At 69.5% G+C, this 23,072-nt stretch carries 25 protein-coding genes and 1 tRNA gene; 13 read left to right on the forward strand and 13 right to left on the reverse strand.

Annotated elements, in window-relative coordinates:
- Positions 1 to 158 precede the first annotated feature (158 nt).
- Positions 159 to 3,482 (forward strand): carbamoyl-phosphate synthase large subunit, encoded by a 3,324-nt coding sequence (gene carB / locus CPZ00_RS06040; protein WP_096390080.1) that lies wholly within the window; start codon positions 159 to 161, stop codon positions 3,480 to 3,482.
- 139 nt (positions 3,483 to 3,621) lie between these two features.
- On the forward strand, positions 3,622 to 4,536 hold the full coding sequence (locus CPZ00_RS06045) for an alpha/beta fold hydrolase (protein ID WP_096390081.1): 915 nt from the start codon (positions 3,622 to 3,624) through the stop codon (positions 4,534 to 4,536).
- A gap of 33 nt (positions 4,537 to 4,569) precedes the next feature.
- Here CPZ00_RS06045 and CPZ00_RS06050 read toward each other — a convergent pair whose 3' ends face one another.
- Entirely contained in the window at positions 4,570 to 5,220 is a 651-nt protein-coding gene (locus CPZ00_RS06050) for a TVP38/TMEM64 family protein (RefSeq protein WP_096390082.1), read from the reverse strand.
- A 134-nt stretch (positions 5,221 to 5,354) separates the two neighbouring features.
- Between CPZ00_RS06050 and CPZ00_RS06055 the strand changes: the two genes are divergently transcribed.
- Positions 5,355 to 5,756 (forward strand): DUF5830 family protein, encoded by a 402-nt coding sequence (locus CPZ00_RS06055; RefSeq protein ID WP_096390083.1) that lies wholly within the window; start codon positions 5,355 to 5,357, stop codon positions 5,754 to 5,756.
- A 37-nt stretch (positions 5,757 to 5,793) separates the two neighbouring features.
- Here CPZ00_RS06055 and CPZ00_RS06060 read toward each other — a convergent pair whose 3' ends face one another.
- On the reverse strand, positions 5,794 to 7,083 hold the full coding sequence (locus CPZ00_RS06060) for a DUF7115 domain-containing protein (RefSeq protein ID WP_096390084.1): 1,290 nt from the start codon (positions 7,081 to 7,083) through the stop codon (positions 5,794 to 5,796).
- Between the two features lie 138 nt (positions 7,084 to 7,221).
- Here CPZ00_RS06060 and CPZ00_RS06065 point away from each other — a divergent pair.
- Positions 7,222 to 7,377 (forward strand) — tRNA-Met (locus tag CPZ00_RS06065).
- Positions 7,378 to 7,600: 223 nt separating this feature from the next.
- Here CPZ00_RS06065 and CPZ00_RS06070 read toward each other — a convergent pair.
- Positions 7,601 to 7,963 (reverse strand): type II toxin-antitoxin system HicA family toxin, encoded by a 363-nt coding sequence (locus CPZ00_RS06070; protein WP_321167649.1) that lies wholly within the window; start codon positions 7,961 to 7,963, stop codon positions 7,601 to 7,603.
- Positions 7,863 to 8,084 (reverse strand): type II toxin-antitoxin system HicB family antitoxin, encoded by a 222-nt coding sequence (locus CPZ00_RS06075; RefSeq protein WP_096391615.1) that lies wholly within the window; start codon positions 8,082 to 8,084, stop codon positions 7,863 to 7,865. The genes CPZ00_RS06070 and CPZ00_RS06075 overlap by 101 nt, the downstream gene beginning before the upstream one ends.
- A gap of 290 nt (positions 8,085 to 8,374) precedes the next feature.
- Here CPZ00_RS06075 and CPZ00_RS06080 point away from each other — a divergent pair, with 290 nt between their 5' ends.
- A complete protein-coding gene (locus tag CPZ00_RS06080) occupies positions 8,375 to 8,701 on the forward strand; it encodes a cupin domain-containing protein (RefSeq protein ID WP_096390086.1) in 327 nt (108 codons plus the stop codon).
- 2 nt (positions 8,702 to 8,703) lie between these two features.
- Complete coding sequence (locus CPZ00_RS06085; protein ID WP_096390087.1) at positions 8,704 to 9,153, forward strand: rhodanese-like domain-containing protein; 450 nt, start codon at positions 8,704 to 8,706, stop codon at positions 9,151 to 9,153.
- Between the two features lie 86 nt (positions 9,154 to 9,239).
- Here CPZ00_RS06085 and CPZ00_RS06090 read toward each other — a convergent pair whose 3' ends face one another.
- Positions 9,240 to 11,405: a CARDB domain-containing protein gene (locus CPZ00_RS06090; RefSeq protein WP_096390088.1), complete on the reverse strand. Its 2,166-nt coding sequence runs from the start codon at positions 11,403 to 11,405 to the stop codon at positions 9,240 to 9,242.
- A gap of 153 nt (positions 11,406 to 11,558) precedes the next feature.
- Here CPZ00_RS06090 and CPZ00_RS06095 point away from each other — a divergent pair, with 153 nt between their 5' ends.
- The gene (locus CPZ00_RS06095; protein ID WP_021073239.1) at positions 11,559 to 11,963 is read left to right on the forward strand and encodes a ribbon-helix-helix protein, CopG family; all 405 of its coding nucleotides are present in this window, start codon (positions 11,559 to 11,561) and stop codon (positions 11,961 to 11,963) included.
- 67 nt (positions 11,964 to 12,030) lie between these two features.
- On the opposite strand, the gene CPZ00_RS06100 is transcribed toward CPZ00_RS06095, so the two are convergent.
- The 3 genes from CPZ00_RS06100 to mch form a co-directional block, all read right to left on the reverse strand.
- Positions 12,031 to 13,236 carry a potassium channel family protein gene (locus CPZ00_RS06100; RefSeq protein ID WP_096390089.1) on the reverse strand — a complete coding sequence of 402 codons (1,206 nt, stop codon included), beginning with the start codon at positions 13,234 to 13,236 and terminating at the stop codon, positions 12,031 to 12,033.
- Between the two features lie 82 nt (positions 13,237 to 13,318).
- Positions 13,319 to 13,945, reverse strand: a complete 627-nt coding sequence (locus CPZ00_RS06105; RefSeq protein ID WP_199243400.1) for a hypothetical protein — start codon at positions 13,943 to 13,945, stop codon at positions 13,319 to 13,321.
- A 22-nt stretch (positions 13,946 to 13,967) separates the two neighbouring features.
- Positions 13,968 to 14,927, reverse strand: coding sequence for a methenyltetrahydromethanopterin cyclohydrolase (mch, locus tag CPZ00_RS06110; protein ID WP_096390090.1), 960 nt, complete (start codon positions 14,925 to 14,927; stop codon positions 13,968 to 13,970).
- Between the two features lie 139 nt (positions 14,928 to 15,066).
- Here mch and CPZ00_RS06115 point away from each other — a divergent pair, with 139 nt between their 5' ends.
- Entirely contained in the window at positions 15,067 to 15,738 is a 672-nt protein-coding gene (locus CPZ00_RS06115; RefSeq protein WP_096390091.1) for a hypothetical protein, read from the forward strand.
- Positions 15,739 to 15,777: 39 nt separating this feature from the next.
- Here the strand turns inward: CPZ00_RS06115 and CPZ00_RS06120 are convergent, their stop codons facing one another.
- The 3 genes from CPZ00_RS06120 to CPZ00_RS06130 form a co-directional block, all read right to left on the reverse strand.
- Positions 15,778 to 16,101: an MTH1187 family thiamine-binding protein gene (locus CPZ00_RS06120; RefSeq protein WP_096390092.1), complete on the reverse strand. Its 324-nt coding sequence runs from the start codon at positions 16,099 to 16,101 to the stop codon at positions 15,778 to 15,780.
- A 94-nt stretch (positions 16,102 to 16,195) separates the two neighbouring features.
- Entirely contained in the window at positions 16,196 to 17,143 is a 948-nt protein-coding gene (locus tag CPZ00_RS06125) for an alpha/beta fold hydrolase (protein WP_096390093.1), read from the reverse strand.
- A complete protein-coding gene (locus CPZ00_RS06130; protein WP_096390094.1) occupies positions 17,140 to 17,511 on the reverse strand; it encodes a hypothetical protein in 372 nt (123 codons plus the stop codon). The genes CPZ00_RS06125 and CPZ00_RS06130 overlap by 4 nt, the downstream gene beginning before the upstream one ends.
- A gap of 318 nt (positions 17,512 to 17,829) precedes the next feature.
- Here CPZ00_RS06130 and CPZ00_RS15330 point away from each other — a divergent pair, with 318 nt between their 5' ends.
- The 4 genes from CPZ00_RS15330 (at position 17,830) to CPZ00_RS06145 (ending at position 20,218) form a co-directional block, all read left to right on the forward strand.
- A complete protein-coding gene (locus CPZ00_RS15330) occupies positions 17,830 to 18,048 on the forward strand; it encodes a hypothetical protein (RefSeq protein WP_157744197.1) in 219 nt (72 codons plus the stop codon).
- A gap of 90 nt (positions 18,049 to 18,138) precedes the next feature.
- Complete coding sequence (gene yqeC, locus CPZ00_RS06135) at positions 18,139 to 19,038, forward strand: selenium cofactor biosynthesis protein YqeC (RefSeq protein ID WP_096391616.1); 900 nt, start codon at positions 18,139 to 18,141, stop codon at positions 19,036 to 19,038.
- 46 nt (positions 19,039 to 19,084) lie between these two features.
- Positions 19,085 to 19,744, forward strand: coding sequence for an HAD family hydrolase (locus CPZ00_RS06140; protein ID WP_096390095.1), 660 nt, complete (start codon positions 19,085 to 19,087; stop codon positions 19,742 to 19,744).
- Between the two features lie 54 nt (positions 19,745 to 19,798).
- Complete coding sequence (locus tag CPZ00_RS06145; RefSeq protein ID WP_096390096.1) at positions 19,799 to 20,218, forward strand: thioredoxin family protein; 420 nt, start codon at positions 19,799 to 19,801, stop codon at positions 20,216 to 20,218.
- A 152-nt stretch (positions 20,219 to 20,370) separates the two neighbouring features.
- Here the strand turns inward: CPZ00_RS06145 and CPZ00_RS06150 are convergent, their stop codons facing one another.
- Together CPZ00_RS06150 and CPZ00_RS06155 are read right to left on the reverse strand one after the other, a co-directional pair.
- The gene (locus tag CPZ00_RS06150) at positions 20,371 to 21,288 is read right to left on the reverse strand and encodes a DUF106 domain-containing protein (RefSeq protein ID WP_096390097.1); all 918 of its coding nucleotides are present in this window, start codon (positions 21,286 to 21,288) and stop codon (positions 20,371 to 20,373) included.
- A 106-nt stretch (positions 21,289 to 21,394) separates the two neighbouring features.
- Entirely contained in the window at positions 21,395 to 22,021 is a 627-nt protein-coding gene (locus tag CPZ00_RS06155; RefSeq protein WP_096390098.1) for an adenylate kinase, read from the reverse strand.
- 104 nt (positions 22,022 to 22,125) lie between these two features.
- On the opposite strand from CPZ00_RS06155, the gene CPZ00_RS06160 reads away from it, so the two are divergent.
- The gene (locus CPZ00_RS06160; protein ID WP_096390099.1) at positions 22,126 to 22,986 is read left to right on the forward strand and encodes a DUF63 family protein; all 861 of its coding nucleotides are present in this window, start codon (positions 22,126 to 22,128) and stop codon (positions 22,984 to 22,986) included.
- Positions 22,987 to 23,072 lie beyond the last annotated feature (86 nt).

The raw sequence follows: 23,072 nt of genomic DNA on the forward strand, positions 1-23,072 counted from the left end.
CGTCGCGACCGGACGAAATCAAGTACTCGGGCGCGCCCGTCCCTCGATACGTCCCCGACCGTGGTACGTGACCGCATCACTTGCGAATTTCGAAAAACTCCTTCGAGAATCGCATTCTTTCGCCGGCCTTATTACGATGTACGCACTCCAGTCGGATAATGAGCGATTCATCAGTGGCCTCCGAGACGACGGAGACGTCCGAGGACCGCACCATCTTGCTCATCGGCAGCGGCCCGATCCAGATCGGGCAGGCGGCCGAGTTCGACTACTCCGGCGCGCAGGCGTGTCGCGCCCTGCAGGAGGAGGGTGCTCGGGTCGTCCTCGTCAACTCGAACCCGGCGACCATCATGACCGACCCCGAGATGGCCGACCGCGTCTACATCGAGCCGATCACGCCCGAGGCGATCGCGGAGGTCATCCGCGAGGAGAACCCCGACGGCGTCATCGCCGGGCTCGGCGGACAGACCGGGCTCAACGTCACGGCCGAGCTGGCCGAGCTGGGCATCCTCGAGGAGCACGACGTCGAGATCATGGGAACGCCGCTGGACACCATCTACGCGACCGAGGACCGCGACCTCTTCCGCCAGCGGATGGAGAACCTCGGGGAGCCGGTTCCCGCGTCGACGACCATCTCGCTGGACGAGGACGAGTCGGTCACCGACTTCGACGAGGAGGCGTTTCGCGAGCGCGTCCAGGACGCCGTCGACGAGGTCGGCGGGCTTCCTGTCATCTCGCGGACGACATACACGCTCGGCGGCTCCGGATCCGGCGTGGTCGAGGAGTTCGACGAGCTCGTCGAGCGCGTCCGCAAGGGGCTTCGTCTCTCCCGGAACGGCGAGGTGCTCATCACCGAGTCGATCTCGGGCTGGGTCGAGCTCGAGTACGAGGTGATGCGCGACGCCGACGACTCCTGCATCATCATCTGCAACATGGAGAACATCGACCCGATGGGGATCCATACCGGCGAGTCGACCGTCGTAACCCCCTCGCAGGTCATTCCCGACGAGGGTCACCAGGAGATGCGGGACGTCGCCCTCGAAGTCATCCGCGATCTGGGCATTCAGGGCGGCTGTAACATTCAGTTCGCCTGGCACGACGACGGCACCCCCGGCGGCGAGTACCGCGTCGTCGAGGTGAACCCCCGCGTCTCCCGCTCGTCCGCGCTCGCCTCGAAGGCGACCGGCTATCCGATCGCCCGCGTGACCGCGAAGGTCGCGCTCGGCAAGCGCCTCCACGAGATCGACAACGAGATCACCGGCGAGACGACCGCCGCCTTCGAGCCGGCAATCGACTACGTCGTGACGAAGGTGCCGCGCTGGCCCATCGACAAGTTCGACGACGTCGACTTCGAGCTGGGGACGGCGATGAAATCGACCGGCGAGGCGATGTCCATCGGCCGGACCTTCGAGGAGAGCATGCTCAAGGCGCTGCGCTCCTCCGAATACGACCCCGCGGTCGAGTGGACCGACGTCGACGACGAGACGCTGGACGCCGACTACCTCGAGACGCCGACGCCGGACCGCCCGTACGCGATCTTCGAGGCGTTCGCGCGCGGTTACACCGTCGAGGAGGTGTGTGACCTCACGGGCATCAAGGAGTGGTACGTCGAGCGGTTCAAACGCATCGCCGACGCCCACGAGGGCGCCAAGCACGGCGAGTTCACGGACGCGGCGATCGCGGGGTTCACCGACGCCGAGATCGCCGACGCGGCCTCCCCGAAGGCGCCCGCCGACGCCGAGCCGAAGACGACCTCGACCGACGGCGGCAGCGTGAAGCCCGTCTCGGTCGAGGAGGTCACCTCGTCGACGCCGAGCCGCACCTTCAAGCAGGTCGACACCTGCGCCGGCGAGTTCGAGGCGTCGACGCCGTACTACTACTCGGCGCGACTGCCCGAATACCTCGCCGGCACCGATGCGGGCAGCGGCGAGAGCGATTACGGCGAGCTCCAGCAGATCGACCCCGACGTCGAGAGCGTCGTCGTCATCGGCGGCGGACCGATCCGCATCGGCCAAGGCGTCGAGTTCGACTACTGTGCGGTCCACGCGGTGCGCGCGCTCCGCGAGATGGGCATCGACGCACACGTGATCAACAACAACCCCGAGACCGTCTCGACGGACTACGACACCTCGGACGGGCTCTTCTTCGAGCCGATCACCGCCGAGGAGGTCGCCGACGTCGTCGAGGCGACCGGCGCCGACGGCGTGATGGTCCAGTTCGGCGGGCAGACCTCCGTGAACGTCGGTGAACCGCTCGAGGCGGAGCTTGAGCGCCGCGACCTCGACTGCGAGATCGTCGGGACCTCCGTGGAGGCCATGGACCTCGCGGAGGACCGCGACCGCTTCAACGCGCTGATGGACGACCTCGGCATCGCCCAGCCGGCCGGCGGCACGGCGACGAGCCGCGAGGAGGCGCTCGAGCTCGCCCACGAGATCGGCTACCCGGTCCTGGTGCGTCCCTCCTACGTGCTGGGCGGGCGCGCGATGCGCGTCGTCGAGGACGACGCGGAGCTCGAGGAGTACATCGAGGAGGCGGTTCGCGTCTCGCCGGACAAGCCGATCCTCATCGACCAGTTCCTCGACGACGCGGTCGAGCTCGACGTCGACGCCGTCTCGGACGGCGAGGACGTCCTCATCGGCGGCGTGATGGAGCACGTCGAGAGCGCCGGCGTCCACTCCGGCGACTCGGCGTGTATGATTCCCCCGCGCTCGCTCGACGACGACACCCTTACCCGGGTGCGCGAGGTGACCGAGGAGATCGCGACCGCGCTCGACACGGTCGGCCTGTTGAACGTCCAGCTCGCGGTGACGGGCGTCCACGACCCCGACGCCGACCCGACCGTCTACGTGCTGGAGGCGAACCCCCGCTCCTCGCGGACCGTTCCGTTCGTCTCGAAGGCGACCGGCGTCCCGATCGCGAAGATCGCCGCGACGGTGATGGCCGGCGAGTCGCTCGCCGACCTCGACGTCGACGAGCAGATCCCCGAACACCTGAGCGTGAAGGAGGTCGTCCTTCCGTTCGACCGCCTGCCGGGCTCGGACCCTCGTCTCGGTCCCGAAATGAAGTCCACCGGCGAGGTGATGGGCACCGCGACGTCGTTCGGCAAGGCCTACGACAAGGCACAGGACGCGACCGGCAAGCCGATCCCCGAATCGGGGACCGCCGTCGTCGACCTGTCGGCCGACCAGTTCCCGGACCCGGACACCGAGGCCGGCGAGGCGCTCGTCGACGGCTTCGCGGAGCACTTCGAGCTGTCGACCGCCACCGACCTGATCGAGGCGGCTCGCTCGGGCGAACTGGACCTGATCGTCTCCCGCCAGCGCGACCTGCTCGAGGTCGCCGTCGAGGAGGAGATCACCTACTTCTCCACGCCGGCCAGCGCGAAGGCCGCGCTCGAGGCGCTCGATCACGCCGGCGACGACCTGGACGTCCTGGCGGTCTCGGACCGCCCGAAGCGCGTCGCCGACTGGGGCGCCGCGGAGTAGTCAGCGTCCCCGACGCTGACGGCGAATCGGGCCCTGACGCTGGCGGCGACCGACGAGCCACCGTCGACCCGAATCACCGCCGGTTGCGTTTTTCGCGGTCGTCGATGCCGTTATCCGACGCGCAGCCATCGCCATCGATATGCCGACCGACCGGTCGAGGACGGGCCCGGCGCCGTCGCCACCCGACGAGATCCCGGCGTCGATCCCCGGTGAGTCACGGGTCCGCGAGACGAACGGCGTCCGACTGCACGTCGTGGAGGCGGGCCCGGCGGACGGCGAGCTGCTCGTGCTCCTCCACGGCTTCCCGGAGTTCTGGTACGGCTGGCACGCCGCGATCGAACCGCTCGCGGCGGCGGGGTTCCGCGTGGTCGTCCCCGACCAGCGCGGCTACAACCTGAGCGGGAAACCCGACGGGATCACTCCCTATCGGATCGACGAGCTGGCCCGCGACGTCGTCGAGCTGATCGACGCGTACGGCCGCGAGACGGCGCTGATCGCGGGTCACGACTGGGGCGCGGCGGTCGGCTGGTGGCTCGCGCTGCACCGTCCCGACCGGCTCCGGCGGTTCGTCGCGGTCAACCTCCCGCATCCGACGGTCTTTCGACGGACGCTTCGAACGTCGTGGCGGCAACGCCTGCGGAACTGGTACATTCTGGCGTTTCAGCTCCCGTGGCTCCCCGAACGGATTTCTCGGGTGCGGAACTGGGCGCCGGTCGTCGAGGGAATGCGCCGGTCGAGCCGGCCCGGCGCGTTCGACGCCGAAGATTTCGACCGGTACCGTCGCGCGTGGTCCCGACCCGGAGCGTTCACCGGGATGGTCAACTGGTACCGCGCGGTCGCTCGCGAGCGGCCGACCCCGGCGCGTACGACCGTCGACGTCCCGACGCTCGTCGTCTGGGGGGCCGGCGACAGGTTCCTCCGGCGGTCGATGGCGGCGGAGAGTCTCGAGTACTGTTCGGACGGTCGGTTGCTGACGGTCCACGACGCCACCCACTGGGTCCTCCACGAGCGGCCGAACCGGGTGGTTCGGGCGATCCGCGAGCACGTCGGGTAACGAAGGGCCGAGTGGTGCACCGGGACGAACGGCTCAGGCGGAACTGGCCCCGGGATCCGACTCGTTCAGATAGAGGCGATAGCACGGTCCCGCCAGAAGCAGCGCCGCGACGCCGGCCATCCCGAGAAGCAGGACCGGATCGAACGTCACCGCGTCGCCGGCGAGCAGGCGGTCGGCCGAAACCCCGACCGCGGCGCCGGCGACCACCCACGGCGTCTCGCCGAGCGCGGTCCCGAGGAGGAAGGGCCGGACGTCGACGCGGGCGAATCCGGCCGCGATCGAGACCGCGTCGGACGGGACCGGCAGCAGCCGGCTCGCGGCGATCGTTCGCGTCGCGCCGGCGGCCGCGACGAGGCGCACGCCGGCACGCGAGAACCGACTCCCGGACGGGTCCCAGCCGGCACGTGCGAGCGCGTACGGCGGGAGCGCGGTGGCCGTCACCAGAGCGATCCCGACCGGAACCCCGGCCCAGCCGTAGCCGTAGCCCGCGGCGACCGCGATCAACGTCGTCGGGAGCGCGAGCGCCGGCCGGACGACCGCGAGCCCGCACAGGGCGAGCGCGAACAGCGCCGGGTCGTCGGCGATTCGTTCCACGGGCGCCACGAGCGTTCGCGGGTCGGTCAGCCACGCGGTAAGCACGACGCCGACGAAGGCGACCAGTCCGGCAGCGAGGCGGCGCTTCACGCGACCGGCTTCCCGACCGACCGATAAACGCCTTGTGGAGACGTGGCGGGAACCGCCGTGGAGACGTGGCGGAACGCCCCGACCCGACCATCCGCGGGTCGTCCTGGCAGTTTTTAAGCACCGCCGTCGAACGGATGCGCGTGCGCCGTGACCGCTCGCCCGATGGCGACTCGACGCGGGACCGGAAGCGCGAGCTCGGGATCGAACTCCTCGCCAGCCTCGAGGAGGAATCGCTGCCGCTCCCGGAGGCGATCGACCGGCTCGAGACGGTGACGACGAGCCCCGCACTCACCCGGGAGATCCTCGACGCCGCACGAAAGCGCGGCATCATCGACCGGGAGGACGGCCGGATCCGGACGCGACGCGGCGGCGCGTCCGTCTCCCTCGACCGTGAGGTCACGGTCCGCGAGGGCGAGTTCGAGTGCCGCCGCTGCGGGACGTCGATCTCGACCGGCCACTTCCTCGAGCTCGATGCCGGCGATCTCGGGCCGTTCGGCTCCTCGTGTATCCGGGCCGTGCTCGGCCGGGACGGGTGAGACGATCGGGGGAGGGATCCCGGTGGAGTGGATGCCGTCAGCGACCGCGACGAAGCTCCTCGATCAGCTGCTCGATGAGCGTGGCTTGCTCGTCGAGCCGCTCCGCCTGCTGCTCGACGGCGACCCGCAGCGCGGCGACCTCCTCGGCGAGGTCCTCGTCCGTCACTCCGGCCGGTTCGAACCCGGAGTCGGCGAAGTCGGCGTCCATTGTGGCGGTCTCGCCGGACGCGTTCGCGTCGCGGGCGGACCGGGCGCCGTCGGCGTCGCCACGTGCCGCCGCGCCGTCGCCAGCTTCACGGGTGGAGTCCCTCGTGGCGTTCGCCGATCCGGTCTGCTGAGGTCCGGATCGTGAGGCCCCGGCAGCACCACGTTCCGACGACGTCGACACCGTGTCCGCCGACGCCGTCGAAGCGGACGCATCGGCACCGGCGTCGGCGGCCGCGTTCGACGTCGCCTCCTGGGAGTCCGGCGCGAGCGGGTCCCCGGATCCAGCCGACTCGGTCTCACCGGAAACGTCCCCGTTTCGACCCATCGACTCCATCGAAGCGTCGACCCCGGGGTCCGCCTCGGCGTTCGCCTCGGCGTCGGCCGCCGGCGACGCCGAGAGGGGATCCACGCCGACGCCGAAGTCCGGCGAGCCGTCCCCGCCCGCCTCGTCGCTTGCGTCGGCGGCCGCCGCGTCGGCCTCCTGTGCACGAACGGCTCGCAGCTCCGCGGGGCTCTCGACGTCGTGGTAGCTGCAGACGGCGTCGGTCAGGGTCTCCCGGACCTCCCTGGCCGACTCGTTCGGGGTCTTGAACCGCTCCTGGCGGTTCTGTAGGGTGAGTACGACCGAGGTCGCGACGGTCCCCTCCTCGAAGCCGAGGTCGGTGACGTCCTCGTAGTGGAACTCCTCGAACTCCTCGTCCCAGACGACCGACCCGATGTGTTTGACGAGCCGGTCGCTGGTGATGATGAGCGTCAGCTCCGAGAAGCGGAAGGTACTGATGACCGACTCGCCCGGGTCGGTGACGCCGGCCGCCGAGAGCACGCCCGCCAGGATCGGGTGGAGGGCGTCGTCGGTCCGTTTGGCCGGGATCGTGATCGTCTCCTCCCCGTCGAGCCCGCGGTCGAGGGAGATCTTGGTCTTGCGGCGGCCCTCGGAGACGTCGACCCGCTCGGCCCCGTGTGGGTACGTCTCGACGGTCTCATCGGATAGCAGTCCGTCGGACCGGTAGACGAGCGTCCGTGTCGGCGTCACCGCGAGGGCATCCTCGCCGCCGAGGTCGACGTGGGCGGCGACGTCCTCCTCGCCGACTGCCGATGCGAGCAGGTCGGGAAGACTCATTTGCGAATGCATTCGCCGCGCCGAGTATAAATCCGCGGGTCGATCGACGGCGGTCCGCTGCGATGAACCCTGTCTCACGGTCGCAAACCGCCCGCGGATGGGAAGGTTAAAGGGTTTCATCCCGGTACGTGCAACTGCGGCCGGGTGGCTTAGCTGGACATAGCGCCGCACTCATAGGGTTTCAGAGATTCGGTGCGGCAGTCGCCTTGGAAGCGTCCGCGACCCCGCCGGGGCCCCGCCGAGCCTCGGACCTGGGCGATGCGGAGATCGCGGGTTCGGAGCCCGCCCCGGCCATCTTCCATATTGTTCACAGAGCCAGCCATAGCTGTCGGACGTGGCTCGGGCGATTCGTATCCCGATAGTATCAGATCTGCGCCGATCCCAGCTTCTGTATCGGGAGGTGTCGCGCTATGATGCGGCTCGGCGACCAGTCGGATTCGTCATCCTGTCAGACACGTAAAACCGATCGCGAGTCGGCTCGCACGTATAATGCGCCCGCGTGCCAACTCGTCGCTAGTCACCGGTTTCGGTCGATCCATCGGCAGAACTCGTGGAAATCCTCAGCACCTGCCTGGTCGGCGATCTTCTGAAGCGTCCCGGTCCGGATCCGATCCTTTCGCGGAACGCTCACCGTCCGCGCCGGCGTACCGTGGCCAGCCGGCGGGGTCCACTTCAGGATCATATGGCTGCCGGTCGTCCGGACCCAGGTGAAGTTTCCAACGCTCGTCAGTACCGAGACGACGTCGTCTCCTGAAAAGTCCCGCGTAACCATCGATCGGTTACTTGAGCACGTCCGGTAGCTCGCCGCTCGTGTTCTCCTCGGGATCGATCCCGAGTTCGCGGAGTTCCTCATCGGTCGGCGGCCGACCCGCCTCACCATTGTAGGCCGCGACTGCATCGTCGAGCATCTCCAGGGCGTGTTCGCGCGTCTCACCTTCGGTAGTGACGCCCGTCTCCTCGTCGGTGATGATCCACACCTCCCCGTCCTCGGACAGCTCCATCGTGATATGGGTCGGCGTGGTCGGCCCGTTCTCCTCCACGCCCGTATCGGTGCTCATACCTCCACGTTTCGGGTAGATGGGCAAAAGCGTTCTGTCGGGCGGCAAGAGCCGATCGGAACCCGCGGGGTACGACTATCACTGGCCATATGAAGGACTGATTCGGAGCCCGCCCCGGCCATTCCTCGTCTCCCGTTTTCGTTCCGCCAGTTTCCCACGGTCCGGCTTTGTATGTCGTCCGTTCCACCGGCGAGCCGACGGTATTTATCCGTCGGGGGACATCGAGAACACGTATGAGCCTCGACCGATACGCCGACGCGATCGCCGACCTCGACCCCGACCGCGGGGAGGTCGAAACAGCCGAGGTCGTCGTGACCGACGACGTGCTGGTGAAGGCGTTCGTCCTCGCTCCGGACGGGGAGATCACGCCACACGAACACGCCGACGCCACGAACGTCTTCCACGTCCTCGAGGGGTCACCAACCGTCGTCCGCGATGGCGAGACGGAGCGAATCGAGGCGCCCGGCGTCGTACTCAACGAGCGCGGAGCCGTTCACGGTGCTCGCAACGAGTCCGACGACCGAGCCGTCCTGACCGCGAGCCTCTGCCCGTTCCCGTAAGTATGAGCGCGGAGATCGAGGTGGACGAACTCGCCGCGCTGCTGGAGACCGTCACCGACACGCCTGCCAGCAACGTGACTACCGCCGATACGAACGACGACGCAGACGGCGAGTCGCTCGTCGTGGTCGACGTCCGCTCGAAACGGGCCTTCGACCGCGGCCACATCCCCGGCAGCCGAAACGTCCCGTTCCCCGAGCTAACGAGTCGGGTTGAGGAGCTCGCCGGCGCGGACCGGATCGTGACTGTCTGTCCCCACGGGATCGCCAGCCAGCAGGCGGCCGACCTGATCACGTCGTACGCCGGCACGGCCGACGCGACGGTCGAGAGCCTCCGCGGCGGCCTCGAGGCGTGGGACGGTCCGCTCGAGGGGACCTCGAGCGGATCCGACTCGACCGATGGGGAGGCGAGTGGTTCCGGATCCACCGACGAGGGACCCGAGGCGCCTTTTTAAGCATCCGGACGTCATTTTTAAGCATCCGGACGGCTCTTTTTAAACACCCGGACGTCCTTTTAAATAGATCGGGATCCAGCCCATCCCTACCGTCGCCGCATTCGCGCCGCGAACAGCGTCGTCGCGAGCAGCAGCGCGATCACGGCAGCCGCCGGGCCGAACCCCGGAACCTCCTCGATCGACGGGAGCGGCTCGGAGTCGGGGTCGGCGGAGTCGTCACCGGTATCGTCGTCGGCGGTGGACTCGCCGGGATCGGAACCCGTTCCGCCATCCGTGACCGTGAGCGTGACGCGCTCCCCGCCGATCTCGATCGTCGTCTCGCCGGATTCGTCGGGCGTGACCTCGAACCGGAGTTCGCTCCGTTCGCCCGCGTCGAGGCGAACCTCCCGCGTGGTGACCGCCTCGCCGTTCATCCGGAGCGTCAGCGATCCGCCGGCGGGGATCGACGCCGCGTTCTCGACGGCGGCGGTTACGGCGACCGTCTCGCCGCGGACGGCCGTCTCGGGAGCGACCGTCAGGTCGTCAACGGCCGCCGTGGCGGGGTCGGTCACCGAAACCCGAAGCGACTGCCCGCCGACCGTCAGGTCGTGCGTGCCGGGCGCCTCGAACCGGTGCTCGACCGTCTCGACCGTGGTCTCTCCGGCCGCGAGTCGTCCCGTTCTCGTGGCCACCGTCTCGCCGTCGAGCCGGACGACGAGGTCGTAGTCGCCGGCCGTGCCGCCGTCGTTCGAGACCGACACCCGCAGGCGGAGCGCCTCCCCGACGACGAGCCGAATCGGATCCCGGTCGACAGCGCGGTCGCGGTACTCCCCGGTCACGCGGACCGCGTCGGGGCCGGCGATCGAGTAGCCGATCCGGGCCGGCAGCGTTCCGAACGCGGCGTCGTGGGCGTCACGGTCCCACGCGGTCGGCGCTCGGTCGGTCGTCGTGAACGACCGCGCCGTCGTCCGGACGTCGCTCCCGCCCGCGGCGGCGACCGCCGCGAGGACGTCCTCGTTCGTGACCGGATCCTCGGCCGCGTTCAGCTCCCGCAGCACGCTCGTGAAGGCGTCCTCGCCGTCGGTCGCCAGCCGGATCCGGCGGTCGATCTCGCCGACGACGAGCGCGCCCTTCCAGTAGTGTGCGTCGTTCCGCCAGGTGGCGGGTTGCGAGAGGGTCGCGCCGGCCTGCGGGTCCCGCTCCCCCTGGCGGAGGATCCGCCGGAACGCCGCGAAGTCGACGTCGCCGCGCTCGAGCGCAAGCAGGGCCGCGTAGTAGGTCGCCGCCGCCTCGGTCGTCCAGCGTCCGGACGCGGTCGTTCGATAGTCCTGCCGCGTGTGAACGTACTCGTGGGTCCAGACGTCGGTCGCGTCGTCGACCGGCTCGGCGTCCCGAACCCACATGTCCGCCGGACCGCTCTGCAGTCCCCGGACTCCCCAGCCGACGTCGCTCGTGGGGACGGCGATCACGAACACCTCGGCGTCGCGATCGCCGACCCGAAGCGCGCCGGAGGCGTGTTCGAGCGTCCGGAGGATCGCATCCGGCGACGAGGCCAACTCGGCGTTTTCGGGAACGATCAGTCGGAATCGCTGGCCGTTCGCCGACCCGACGTGCTCCTCGAAGGGGCCGAGATAGGCCATCGACTCGCCCGCGGCGCCCTCCCCCGCCACGACGTTCTCGCGCTCGAATCGGACGGGCCCGGTGGACTGCACACGAACCCCGACCTGCGGCGGGTTCACGACCGCCCAGTCGCCGACGTCGACGAAGAGGTATCGGCCGTCCCCCTCCAACGGCCCGCCGTCCTCGACCGTCCGATTGGCGGGCATCCGGTACGTCAGGCGCGGACGCTCGGTCCGCTCGTCCCAGGCCCACGACGTCGCGTTCTCGCGTGTGAACCCGTCCGCCGACACGTCAGTGGCGCGGTCGGGGATCCGGATCCGGAGTTCGACGACGCGGTCCGGGATCTCGACTCGGGTCCGAACGCCGTACTCGCCGGCGGGTTCGACCCGTCGGAGGTGGTTCCGAACGCGGACCGTCTCGGCCGTCGCCGTGCTCGAGTCGAGCAGCGCTGCCGGTCCGACCGTCGCCGGATCGGACGCGTCGACCGTCGCCGACGCTGACGGTCCAGTCACTGCGCTCGACGCCCCGGGCATCGCTGACGCGCCAGTCTCCGCCGCGGACGCGCCGCCCGCCAGGGCGGGAGCCGTCACGACGCCCGCGAGGAGCAGCACCGAGAGGACGAGAACGGTCGTCCGGCGAGCGTGCTCGCGCATAGTCGGTCACACACGTCCAGCGGCCTAGTAGGTCGGGGATCGCGACCGCCGATCGATGATTCCGACCGCTCCAGGCTGGGGACGGCCGATTTCGGTCGTCTCACGGAATCGTCTGACAAACGCTTAAGTGAACGGACCGCCCAATAGTCGGTGATGGGCAACAAGAACAAGACCATCTCGTTCCGCGTCAACGAGGACGCCTTCGAGACCCTCCGCGAGATCGCCGAGCAGCGCGACATCTCGTTGTCCGCCGTGTTCCGCGATTACGTGGACACGCTGGTTGCCCACGACGGCAAGGTCCGGGTCGTCCCCGAACACGAGCTCGAGGGCACTGGCGAGGCCGACGACTCCTTCCCGCCGAAGGTGGAGGTGCCCAAGAGCTTCATCCGCGAGCACGAACGGCTGGAGCTCGAGGCCGACCACCTCCGCGAGCAGCTCGAGGAGCACAAACGGTACGTCACCTACCTCCGCGAGCAGCTCGAGGACGAGGACGAGGAGGTCATCCAGCTCGAGGACCTCGACGGCGACGCCGACGAGCCCTCGTTCCGGCTGGGGTAGACGCCCTTCGTCCGATTCGATAAGGAACGGACCCGGATCGAGCGGCAGCCTCACCGCCCAGCGCCCGCTAGGCCGCCCGGTCCGAGAACTCCGCGGCCGAGGTGCGCGTCCCCTTCGTGATCAACACGTCGCCGGCCCGCAGCGTGGTGTCGATGTCCGGACCGACGAGCCAGCCCTCGTCCGGACGGCGGACCGCCAGCACGCTCGTTGAGATGTCCGTCTCGGGAACGCCCTCGCGGATCGCCGCCCCCTCGAGGTCGCTGTCCGACTCGATCGTGGTGCGCGTGATGATCTCGTCGGACTCCTTGACGGCCAGCTCCACGACGGGATGAACCTCGAGGTCGCGGAGGACGCCCTCGGTGATCTCCACCGCGGCGTCGGAGATGACCTCGGTCGCGACGCCCAGGTGGATGAGCCCCCGGAGCGTGACCGGATCGGACGCGTCCCGGGCCGCCCGCAGCGTCCAGGCCTCGAAGCGGGACTGGAGCGCGTCCACCTCGACCTCGAGGTTGCTCACCTCCTCGGCCAGCTCCTCGGCGTCGAACAACACCGACCCGTAGGCGAGATCGACCGCGAGCTCCGAGAGGTTCTTCATCAACACGATGGAGTCGACCGCACGCTCGAGGTCCGAGACGTCCGGTTCGACCGGCTCCTCGGCCACGTAGGGCTCGTCGGTCGCGGTCTCGTGGACGTCCGGGATCGACGCCTCGGGACCCCGAAAGATCGCCACGTCGTCCGGACACAGCGTCGTCGTCGGTCCGGGATTCAGGATCCAGTCGTCGGCACGGCGGATCGCGATGATCCGGACGCCGGTCTCCGACTCGAGGTCGATATCCTGCAGCGTCCGTCCGGCGTACGGCGATCCCTCCGCGATCGTTCCGCGGACGAGCATCTCGACCGCCTCCGAGAGGGCGCCCCGCATCGCGTCGGGGAGGCCGATCTCCTCTAAGACGATCTTCGCGATGTCGCCGGCGGCGTCGCTGACCTTGTCCGCGCCGCCGATCACGCCGAGAACGGGCGCGAGCTGTTCGGCCTCGTTCGGGTTCCGGGCGGCGAGCATCAGGCTCATCCGGGCGCGCATCTGGAGGACGTCCATCTTGTGCTCGAGCTCGAGCACCTCGCGGGCGACGTCGGTGCTCTGGTGGAGGACGGCCGAGTACGAGAGGTCGATGAGCAGCTCCGCGGTGTCCTTCATCTCGACGAGCAGGTCCTTGACGCTCGCCGGCTCGTATTCGACCGTTTCGGGGGTCCGACGCCCCTCGAATCGTCCCATACGCGACACTCACCGGCGCGTGGCAAAAGCCTTGTCACGTCGCCGACCGGCGGTTCGCGAACGCGCTCGCGAGACTGGGGCCTCAGTCGCCGCCGTCGAGCGCTTCCCGGCCACGATCGGTGAGGACGTACCGATCGGCGTCGGCCGCATCGTCAGCATCAGCCGCATCGCCGGCGTCGGCGTTCACGGACTCAAGGAATCCGAGCAGCGCCAGCCAGCCGAGCAGATCGGCGGTCTGATCGCGCCAGATCGACTCCCACGTGTCGGGGTTTTTGTGGTGTTCGTAGGTCGGCACCGCATCGCGGATCCGGTCGAAGACGGCGTCGACGGAGGCGCCGCGTTCCGCGGTCGGGTCGTCGTTTCCCGCCGCCCGTTCGGCATCCGCGTCCTCCTCGCCCGTCGTGACCGCCGCGACGGCCGCGAGGGTCCCGGGCGCGAGCAGCACGCGGTCGAGAAACGACCGCCGGAGGTGCTCAACGGTCGGATCGCGGTCGGTCCTGGAGAAGCCGGCGTCGGTCTCCCGTGCCAGCTCGAGCGCCCGCAGAAAGGTGAGCCAGGTTCGGGACACGTCCCGGCTCGGGAACCCGAGCCGGCGCTGAAGCCGGGCACAGCAGTCCTGTTCGTCGCCGGGCACGAGCGGAACGGCCCGCTGCGCCTCGCTGACGCGGTCGAGGTCGGCGGGCGGCGCGGGGAGCATCTTGAAGCGCATCGGTGGTATCGGTCCGGACCGGCTACTCGAAGCCGTGTCCGGCTGCGTCGGTCATCCCGAACGACTCGGCGAGCATCGTCTCGTCGGTTCCCCCGTGGCTGTAGGTGGGGCCGTCGACGACGTCGACGGTGACGCTGGCGGGCGCGAACACCGTCTCGGGGACGTCATAGAAGTCCCAGTCGGCGTCCTCGAACACCTCGATGAAGGGTGTGCCGTAGTCGTCGCGGACGGTGGAGACGAGCTCGTCGAACCGGTCGTCGTCGCGGGCGACCTGGAGGTAGACCTCGCCGCCGTACGCGAGCGCGTCGTTCGTCCGCCCCATCGCGACGTCCTCGTCGTAGCTCACCGGCGCAACCGGCGCCGATCCCGCGGCGGTGAGGACGTCGGTCGGGTCGTAGCCGATCTCGAGCAGCCGAAACATCGCGAGCTCCGGCGCGCGGGCGGCCATCGTGACCGACCCGACGACCGAGCCGGTCGCGAACGTCGGCAGGAAGACGCCCGAGGCGTCGACGCCGGCCAGCTCCGCGACGTGCTCGGCGACCGACGCGTCCGGAAGCGTCGCCGACTCGACCGCCAGGGTGGCGAACTCGGACTCGTCGTAGTAGCCGACGCGCTCGAACTCGGTCTCGCGACCCACCAGCGCACGGGCCGGCCCCGATCCGAGTCCCTCGAAATCGTCGAAGGAAAGCTCCCATCCGGCCTTCTGGGAGCACAGCAACGCGATCGCGGGATGATCCGTCGTCACCTCCACGTACGGGCGGGGCGCTCCCGATATCCGGCCCATCCGTGTCGTGACGTTGGCCAGGCCGGCGGTCTGGACCTCCGCGAGCAGGATGCCCGCCTCGATGCCGCCGTCCGCCGCCACGCCGAAGTCGATGACGGTGGCCTCGTCGTCCAGCTCGTGTGGCTGGATCTTGAGCTCGCCGGCGAACTCGAGCGCCTCGTCGACGAGCTCGATCGCGGTCCGGTTGATGCTGTCCATACCGGTCCTGCGTCCTCCTCGCGTAAGGGGTTTATCAAGCGTCGGCCGTGGACGCGACCCCGATCGTCGCAAACGCGTCGGCGGAAACCGGTTCCACCGCCGGAGGTTTATCCCGGATACCGACGCAGTCCGCTCCACGATGTTCGACGAACTCCATCCAGACTCCGACCACCTCGTCTCACGACGGTCGCTGCTCGCCGGAACCGCCGGCGTGGTCGGCGCGTCGACGGCCGGCGGCGCTCTCCTGACGGCGGGCTCGACCGCGGCCAGCGCGGCGATCGACGGGGACCCGGCGGCCCTGGAGGCGGGCGACACGCCGACCGTCGTCAGCAACGACGGCCGGATCGAGGCGGTCTACCTCACGCCGGCGATCGACGTCGAGTGGGCGGACTTCGGGAGCGGCGTGCGGACGATCGACGTCACGATCGCGGTCGGAAACGACGACGGCGTTGACACGATCGTCGAGGAGACGCTGACCACGGCCACCGACACGCCCGGTCCGATCACGGAGGCAGCCCCGGTCGACGGGACGAGCGGGTTCGCGGACGTCGCCGGCGCCCTCTCGCTCACTCTCGAGCGGCTCGACGCGACGGCGATCGGCGACGACGTGACGAGCGACGCGTTGAGCGACGCGACGCTGCAGGCCGGGGAGACGGCCGCGACCGTCCTCGACGTGGTCCTTCGGGCGGACCTGGCCGGTCACGAGGGCGAGTCCGAAACCGTGCTCCGAACGACGAGCTTCGAGGTCACGGTCCGAAACCCCGAGGGCAGCGCCGACGCCGGCGGGACCGCGAACACCGAGGCGGTCTGATCGGTCAGAACCGCGTCGCCACGCGCGTTCGCGGATCGGTTATCGGTCCGGCTCCCGCTCCCGCTTCGCCGTCCGGCCGAGGTGATCCTCGACGGCGGCGACCTTCGCGGCGGCCGAGGCGTCGACGGTCCGCTTGTCGTCGATCTTCAGGACCGTCGAGACGCGGTCGGCATCGACCGCCGTGTGTGCGGCCTCGACCGCGTCGAACAGCGTTCCGACGTCGTCGGCCTCGATCACCGTCCCCATCGGGTTAGTCTCGTAGCTCACCGGGAAGTCGTCGAGGGCGGCGACGGCAGCCGCGACCTCCTCGGACATGCTTCCCTCGATCACGGGCGCGACGCTCAGCAGGGCAACCACGGTCATACGCGGTCGATCGTCCCGCGGCGGCTTAAAAGGGACCGGGCGACGGGAGGGGTCGCGCGGACAGGCGAAAACGACGCGGCGCGGCGAGGGGAGGTCAGTCCTCGAAGACGTCGGTGAGGAAGGCCAGCTGATGGCCGATCGCGGGCTCGAAGTCGGCACCGTAGATCGACCAGTGATCGGCCGGGAGCCGGACGTAGGTCCCGCGGGGGAGCCGGTCGGCCGCCGATTCGACCGACTCCGCGGGCGCGAGCGCGTCATCCGCGCCCGCGAGCACGAGCGTCGGGACGCGGACGTCGGCGAGGCGGTCGCCGAGGTCGGTCCGGGCGATCGCGAGCAGCGAGCCGGCGGGCGTCTCGTTGCGCCAGGCGGAGTCCCGGTCGACGAGGTCGAGATACGCGCGCTTTGCGCCGGGCGCGGCGATCACCGCACGCGTCTCGGGATCCCCGGCGATCGGGACCGTCCGTCCGCCGGTGACGCCACCCGGAATCGCGTCGCCGATTCGGCCGCGAACCCCGGTTCCGACCGCTCGGACGAACGGGCCGATCCCGCGCCGTCGAAGGTACGCGCCGCCGTCGAGGATCGGGGTGATCGCCATCGCCGCGTCGACCGCGCGCCGTTCGCCGGCGACCCACAGGGCGTGTGCGGCCGCGAAGCCGGCGCCGTAGGCGACGACCGACGATCCGAGGTCGGCGACCTCGCCGACGCGGTCGACCGCGGCCGCGTACGCGCGGCGGTGGCCCGCGGGATCGATCCGCTGATCGTCGCCGTCGGAGTCGCCGAAGCCCGGATAATCGAACCGAAACGCGGCGTAGCCCGCCGCAGCGAACCGCTCCGCGATCGCCGGCAGCCCGAAGCTCGCCTCGGCACCGATCTCCGGACCCATCACGACCACCGGCGGATCCCTGGTTGCGGACGGGAGATACAGGCGGCCGCGGCAGCTCCCGTCGCCGCAATCGGCGGTCAGCGTCCGAGTCGCGAACCGCTCGCGGGGCGGCCGGTCGAGGTCACGCTGTGCCCGGTTCCGGGGGATCCGTCGGGTCATCGATCGTCACCCTCCGAACCGTCGTCCGGGGCTGGATGGGTGATGGTCTCAACCACCCGCGTCGAGAACTCGGTCTCGGTGAGGTCGTCGGCCACGATCCGGTCGATCCACGCCGGATCGAGCGACCACCACCCGAGCACGTCGCCCGGTGCACGGACCACCGTTGCTTCCACCGGTTGCGGCTCCCACCGGCCCTCGTCAGCGAGGTCGATGAGGGCGTTACAGGCCCGCCCGACCTCCCGCTTCGGGACCGTTTCACCGGGAAAGGCGGTCAGATACGTCACGCCGACGGTTCCCTCCTCGACGGCGATCGACTCGACGCTGACCCCGTAGCTTCGCAGCTCGTCGGCGAGCGCGTCCGCGTCCATACCGACCGATAGCGGTCGGCGTGGTAAATCGGTACCGGCACGGGGCGGACGAACTCGGCGGAGCGGTTGCCACGGCGTTCGTCACGGGCCACGGGAAGCCGGAGGCTCGTCGGTCACGGGGTCGTCAAAAGCCGCGGGCGGGGGGGATCGTCGGGGGGACGACGAACCAAAATCGGTTGTCAGAGGCACACGATTTGGGTTTCCCGCGCGGCATCCGATACGTAGTGGATCGAGAGATAATAACCTTTCCGTCGTGTGGGTGGATCACAGACGTCGGATCCAGGGGATTGATGCGACTGCGCGGGATGGGTACGGGACGTGACGCTCCGGCGCTCACACGACTGTATTCGCTGCGGAACGCCGATCGATCCGGGCGATGAATTCGGCGCCGTGGACGTGCTGGACCCGGACGGCGAGCTACAGGTGTTGGTGTGTGTCGACTGCGCGGCTGCCCTCCGGGCGTTCCTGGAAGGAACGGAAGCGATGGATGTGGAGGACGCCGTGGAATCGAAGGGCGGCGGCGAACCTCCCGACTGATGCGCCGGTCGTCGACTGATGCGCCGGTCGTCGACTGATGCGCCGGTCGTCGATATTCCTTTCGGCGTCGGGCGCCAACCGCGGGACGAGATGGATCCGATCGATGCCTTCCGGGCCGACGACGCCGCCGTGGCGGTCGTCGGCGCGGGCGGCAAGAAGACGACGATGTATGCGCTCGCGAACCGGCTCGACCGCGCGGTCGTCACCGCGACCGTCCGGATCCCGATCTTCGATCCACACGTGGGGTCCGTCTCGGTCACGGCCGAGCCGACCGAGCGACTCGACCGGAGCACGTCCGAGACGGGACCGGCCGAGGGGGGCGCATCGGAACCGGAAACGACGACCCCGCGCGTGGAGTTCCCGCTCGGGCTGGTCCCAGCTCGCGAACGCGAGGACCGGTACCTCGGCTACGACCGGGAGACCGTGAGCCGCATCGTCGACTCCCACGACGGCCCGGTCCTGATAAAAGCGGACGGGGCTCGGACCCGCGAGTTCAAGGCGCCCGGCGAGTCGGAGCCGCAGATTCCGGACGGGGTCGACGTGGTTGTGCCGGTCGCGAGCGTCGCCGTCGTCGGCGAACCGCTGACCGAGGACCTCGTTCATCGCCCGGAGCGCGTCGTCGACGTCGCTCGGGGAGCGGGGCTCGACGTCGCGATCGGCGACACGGTCACCCCCGAGCTCGTCGGCACCGTCCTCGCGAGTCCCGCGGGCGGGCTGGCCGGCGTCCCCGAGGGTGCGTGCGTGATCCCCCTTCTCAACAAGGTCGACGACGACGATGCGGCGGCGACCGCCCGCGAGATCGCCGCGGTCGTTCGGGATCGGATGGCTGTACGGCGACGTGAGCCACGGGAGGACTCCTCGCTCCCGTCGGTTCCGCACGTCGTTCTGGGACGGTTGATCGACGAGACCGTCGTCGACGTGGTTCCGATCGACGACGGGAGTCCGGTTGGTGACGTGGATTCGGTCGACGACGACCGGTCGGCGAACTGATCCGGCGAGTTGAAACCTTTTTGAGCGTGTCGCCCCGAAAGCGGCCGTGTACGACGCTGTCGTCTTCGACAACGACGGGGTGCTCGTGGGACGGACCCCGTTCGATACCCTCCGGGAGGCCGCCTGGAACGCCTTCGAGAGCGTCGGCGTCGAGGACCCCGACCTCGCGCACGTCGACGACCTCGCGATCGGCGTCACGCCGGCCACGCTGACGGACGTCTGTGAGCGGTACGACGTCGATCCCGCCGAGTTCTGGCGCGTCCGCGATCGGACCGCAAGCGACGCGCAGATCGACGACGCGCGGGCGGGTCGCAAGACGCCCTACGAGGACGTCGGCGTTCTCGACGACCTCGACGCCTCGCTCGGCGTCGTCTCCTCGAACCAGCAGGCGACCGTCGAGTTCCTGCTCGACCATTTCGACCTCGGGGAGCGCTTCGAGGCCGTCTACGGTCGGGAGCCGTCGATCGTCAGCCTCTCGCGGAAGAAGCCCTCCCCCTACTACCTCCAGCGGGCCCTCGAGGACCTGGAGGCGGAGACGGCGCTGTTCGTCGGCGACAACGAGTCGGACCTGGAGGCCGCCGACAACGCCGGCATCGACTCCGCGTTCATCCGCCGCCCGCATCGCCGCGAGTTCGAGTTGAGCCGGACCCCGACATACGAGATCGACGACCTCCACGACCTCGTGAGCATCTGCGGCCGCCGGTGACCGGACTCCCCGGTCCCCGACGAGGCTTTCCGCGTCGCGACCCTCCGATCACGTATGACTGGCAATCCATTCACCGCCGCGGACGGAGCCACCGCCGCGGACGAGCCGAACGACGATGGCGCGGTTCCCGGTGACCGGCCGATCGACCTGGACACCGGCGACGAGCTGGACGCGTTCCTCGCGGAACACGACGTCGCACTCGTGGAGTTCTACACGAAAGGCTGTACCCTCTGTCAGTCCGTCGAGCCGGTCCTCGGGACGGTCGCCCGGGCGGCGGACGTCGCCGTCGCGACCGTCAACCCGCGAACCGACCTCTCGCTCGTGGAGGCATACGACGTCCGGAGCGTGCCGACGCTCGTTCTGTTCGTCGAGGGAGCGCCGGTCGACCGGCTCGCGGAGGGGTTCGTCGGCGTCGAGCGCGTGCTCGATCTGATCCGGGACCACGCGCCCGACCGCGTTCCCGAGGACGCCTGAGGATCTCCCGAGGACGCCTGAGGATCTCCCGAGGACGCCAGACGTTCCGGGACGAGGAGGCGCTGCGCTCGTGGGAGACACGTAGCGGGCGGAACGGAGCGACGACGAGGAAGGGGACCGGCCGGTGCGGCGCCGCGTTTCGAGGATGCCGGCTACGCCGACGTCGGCGACATCTGAATGTTGAGGCTCTTTTGGATGATCTGGGTGAACGCCATCGAGCAGAGGAAGTACCAGACGATCCAGATCTGGATCGGGCCGAGGATCGGCTCGGTCCACTCCACGGCTCGGCCGGCGATCGGGATCACGAGCTCGCCGAGCTGGTAGTTGGCCTCCGAGCCGCGGTAGCCGACGACCCAGAACATCCAGAGGAACGCCGGGATGGTGAGGAACATGATCCACACCATCGGGCGGAACTGCTCCTTGAACATCCCGAGCTGGTCGCCCATCGCCTCCATCTGCTCGTCCTGGATCGCGTCGAGCGCCTCCTGGTCGTCCCGCTGTTTCGCCTCCTTGCGGCGCTCCTGGATGTCCTTCATCCGCTCCTGATACTGGCTCATCTTCGACATGTCCATCAGGCCAGCGCGCAGGAGGGTCGAGTAGAGGCCGGTCGCGAGGGCGACGACCATCACGACGATGTGGAAGGGAACCAGGTTCATCAGCGGGCCGAACACGACGTCGACGGCACCCGCGATGACCGTCCGGACCGGAGCCCACGCGTAGCCGGCGAAGAGGCCGACGGTGGTCAGCCCCGCGGCCTTGTCCCACTTCGACCAGGAGGTTCCCTCGGGAGTCTCCACGTCGCCGCCCGATCCGGACGCAGTACCCGACTCGTCGGCGGACTCGAGGCCGTCCTCGATCGCCTCGCGGTCGGCGAGCGCGAAGCCGGCCTCGCCGTCCGTGAGGATCCCCTTCTCGATCAGCCGGCCCCACTGGCCGCTCGAGATGTCCTCACGAACGTCGACCCACTTGACCTCGCCGTCGGCGGCGTGCTCGAGGACGACATCGATCGCCTCGCGCATCCCGTCGTCCTCGGCGACGAGGGTCCTGACCTTCCGTTCGACCGTGCTCATTGTCACGCGGTAGGAAACGGACCGTTAAGAACCTTTTAGCTTGGCGCCGACCCCGACCGGTCGATCGAGGCTGAACGCACCGACCGACCGGTGCCGAAGCCGACCGTCACTCCTCGTCGAGGACGCCGGTGATGCGGTCGAAGACGTCCTCGGGAGCGGCCTCGCCGTCGATCTCGACGAGGTCGCCGGTCTTCCGGAAGTGCTCGATGACGGGTTCGGTGTTCTCGCGGTAGACGGAGAGGCGCTCACGGGCGGTCTCCTCGGTGTCGTCCTCGCGCTGGACGAGCTCGCCGCCGCAGTCGTCGCAGACGCCCGACTCCTCGGGCGGGGCGAACTCGACGTGGTAGTTCGCGCCGCAGTCGTCACACACCCGCCGGCCGGTCAGCCGGTCGACGAGGACCTCCTCGTCGACGTCGAGGAAGATCACGGCATCGAGGTCGGTGATCTCCGAGAGGTATTCGGCCTGATCGAGGTTGCGCGGGTAGCCGTCGAGGACGTAGCCGTCCGCGTCCGCGAGCGCCGCCTCGACGATCTCGTTCACGACGGGGTCGGGAACGAGCTCCCCGGCCTCCATGAACTCACGCGGCGTGCCGTACTCGGTCTCCATGTCCTTCCGGGCGCGCAGCGCGTCGCCGGTCGTCACGTGTTCGAGGTCGTACGTCGCGGCGAGCTTCTTGCTTTGGGTTCCCTTGCCCGCACCGGGCGCTCCGAGCAGCAGAACGTGGTGGCTCATACCCGAGGCGTCGGCATCCGCACGTAAAGAGTTGAAGATATCGGGCTCGGGATCGACCGAAACTCGACCGAAACGCTTTCCGATCGCCGCGCCGGTGGCGAGGTATGGTGCTTCTCCCCGAGGGATTCGGGCTTCCCCCGCTCCCGCATCTCGTCGGACTGCTCGTCGCCGTCGCGCTCGTCGCCGCGGGAATCGCCCGCCGGCGACCGACGGTGAGCGAGCGACACGTGGTCGCGTTCGCGCCCTGGATGGCCGTCGGGTCGTGTCTGCACGTGCTGTACGTGATGGGCGGGTTGCCGCCCGTCGTGCGTCCCCTGGCCGGCACGCCGGCGGTCTACCTCTCGGTCGCCGCGATGGCGGGTGCGACGTGGCTCGCGGTCGACGCGGCGGCCGCCTCGCTCGCCGCTGACGACGTCGACGCGGAGACGGATGCCCCGGATCGAGCTCCCACGGCGATCGCCGCGGTTGGCGTGCTCGCGCTGGTGCCGGTGATCGCGACGACGCTTGCCGTCGGGGCGGGCGCTGGATCCCTGACGCCCCGGTGGCCGGCGATCGCGCTCGTCGTCTCGATCGTCGTCGGTGCCCTCGCGTGGGCCGGGCTCGTCCGGATCGCGCCCCGCGCTTCGGTGACCGGGAGCGTCGGGATGCTGGCCGTCCTCGGTCACGCGCTCGACGCCGTCTCGACCGCCGTCGGCGTCGACGTCCTGGGGTTCGGCGAACGGACCCCGCTCTCACAGCTGATCATGGACGGCGCCGCCGCGCTCCCGACGGCTGAGACGCTCGGCGTGGGCTGGCTGTTCGTGCTCGTGAAGCTGACGCTCGTCTGCGGGATCGTCGTCCTGTTCGCCGACTACGTCGAGGCCGACCCGACCGAGGGGTACCTTCTGTTGGGTTTCGTCGCGGCCGTCGGGCTCGGCCCCGGCGCGCACAACCTGCTGCTTTTCACCGTCGTCGGCGGCGCCTGACCCGGTTCCCGGCACGGGCGGCGTCCGACGTCACCTGACATGGCGTCGGCAGGGTCTGAGCGTTCACCGTTCCCGACGGTGACCGA

The sequence above is a fragment of the Halopenitus persicus genome (assembly GCF_002355635.1).
GTDB classification, from domain to species: Archaea; Halobacteriota; Halobacteria; order Halobacteriales; family Haloferacaceae; genus Halopenitus; species Halopenitus persicus_A.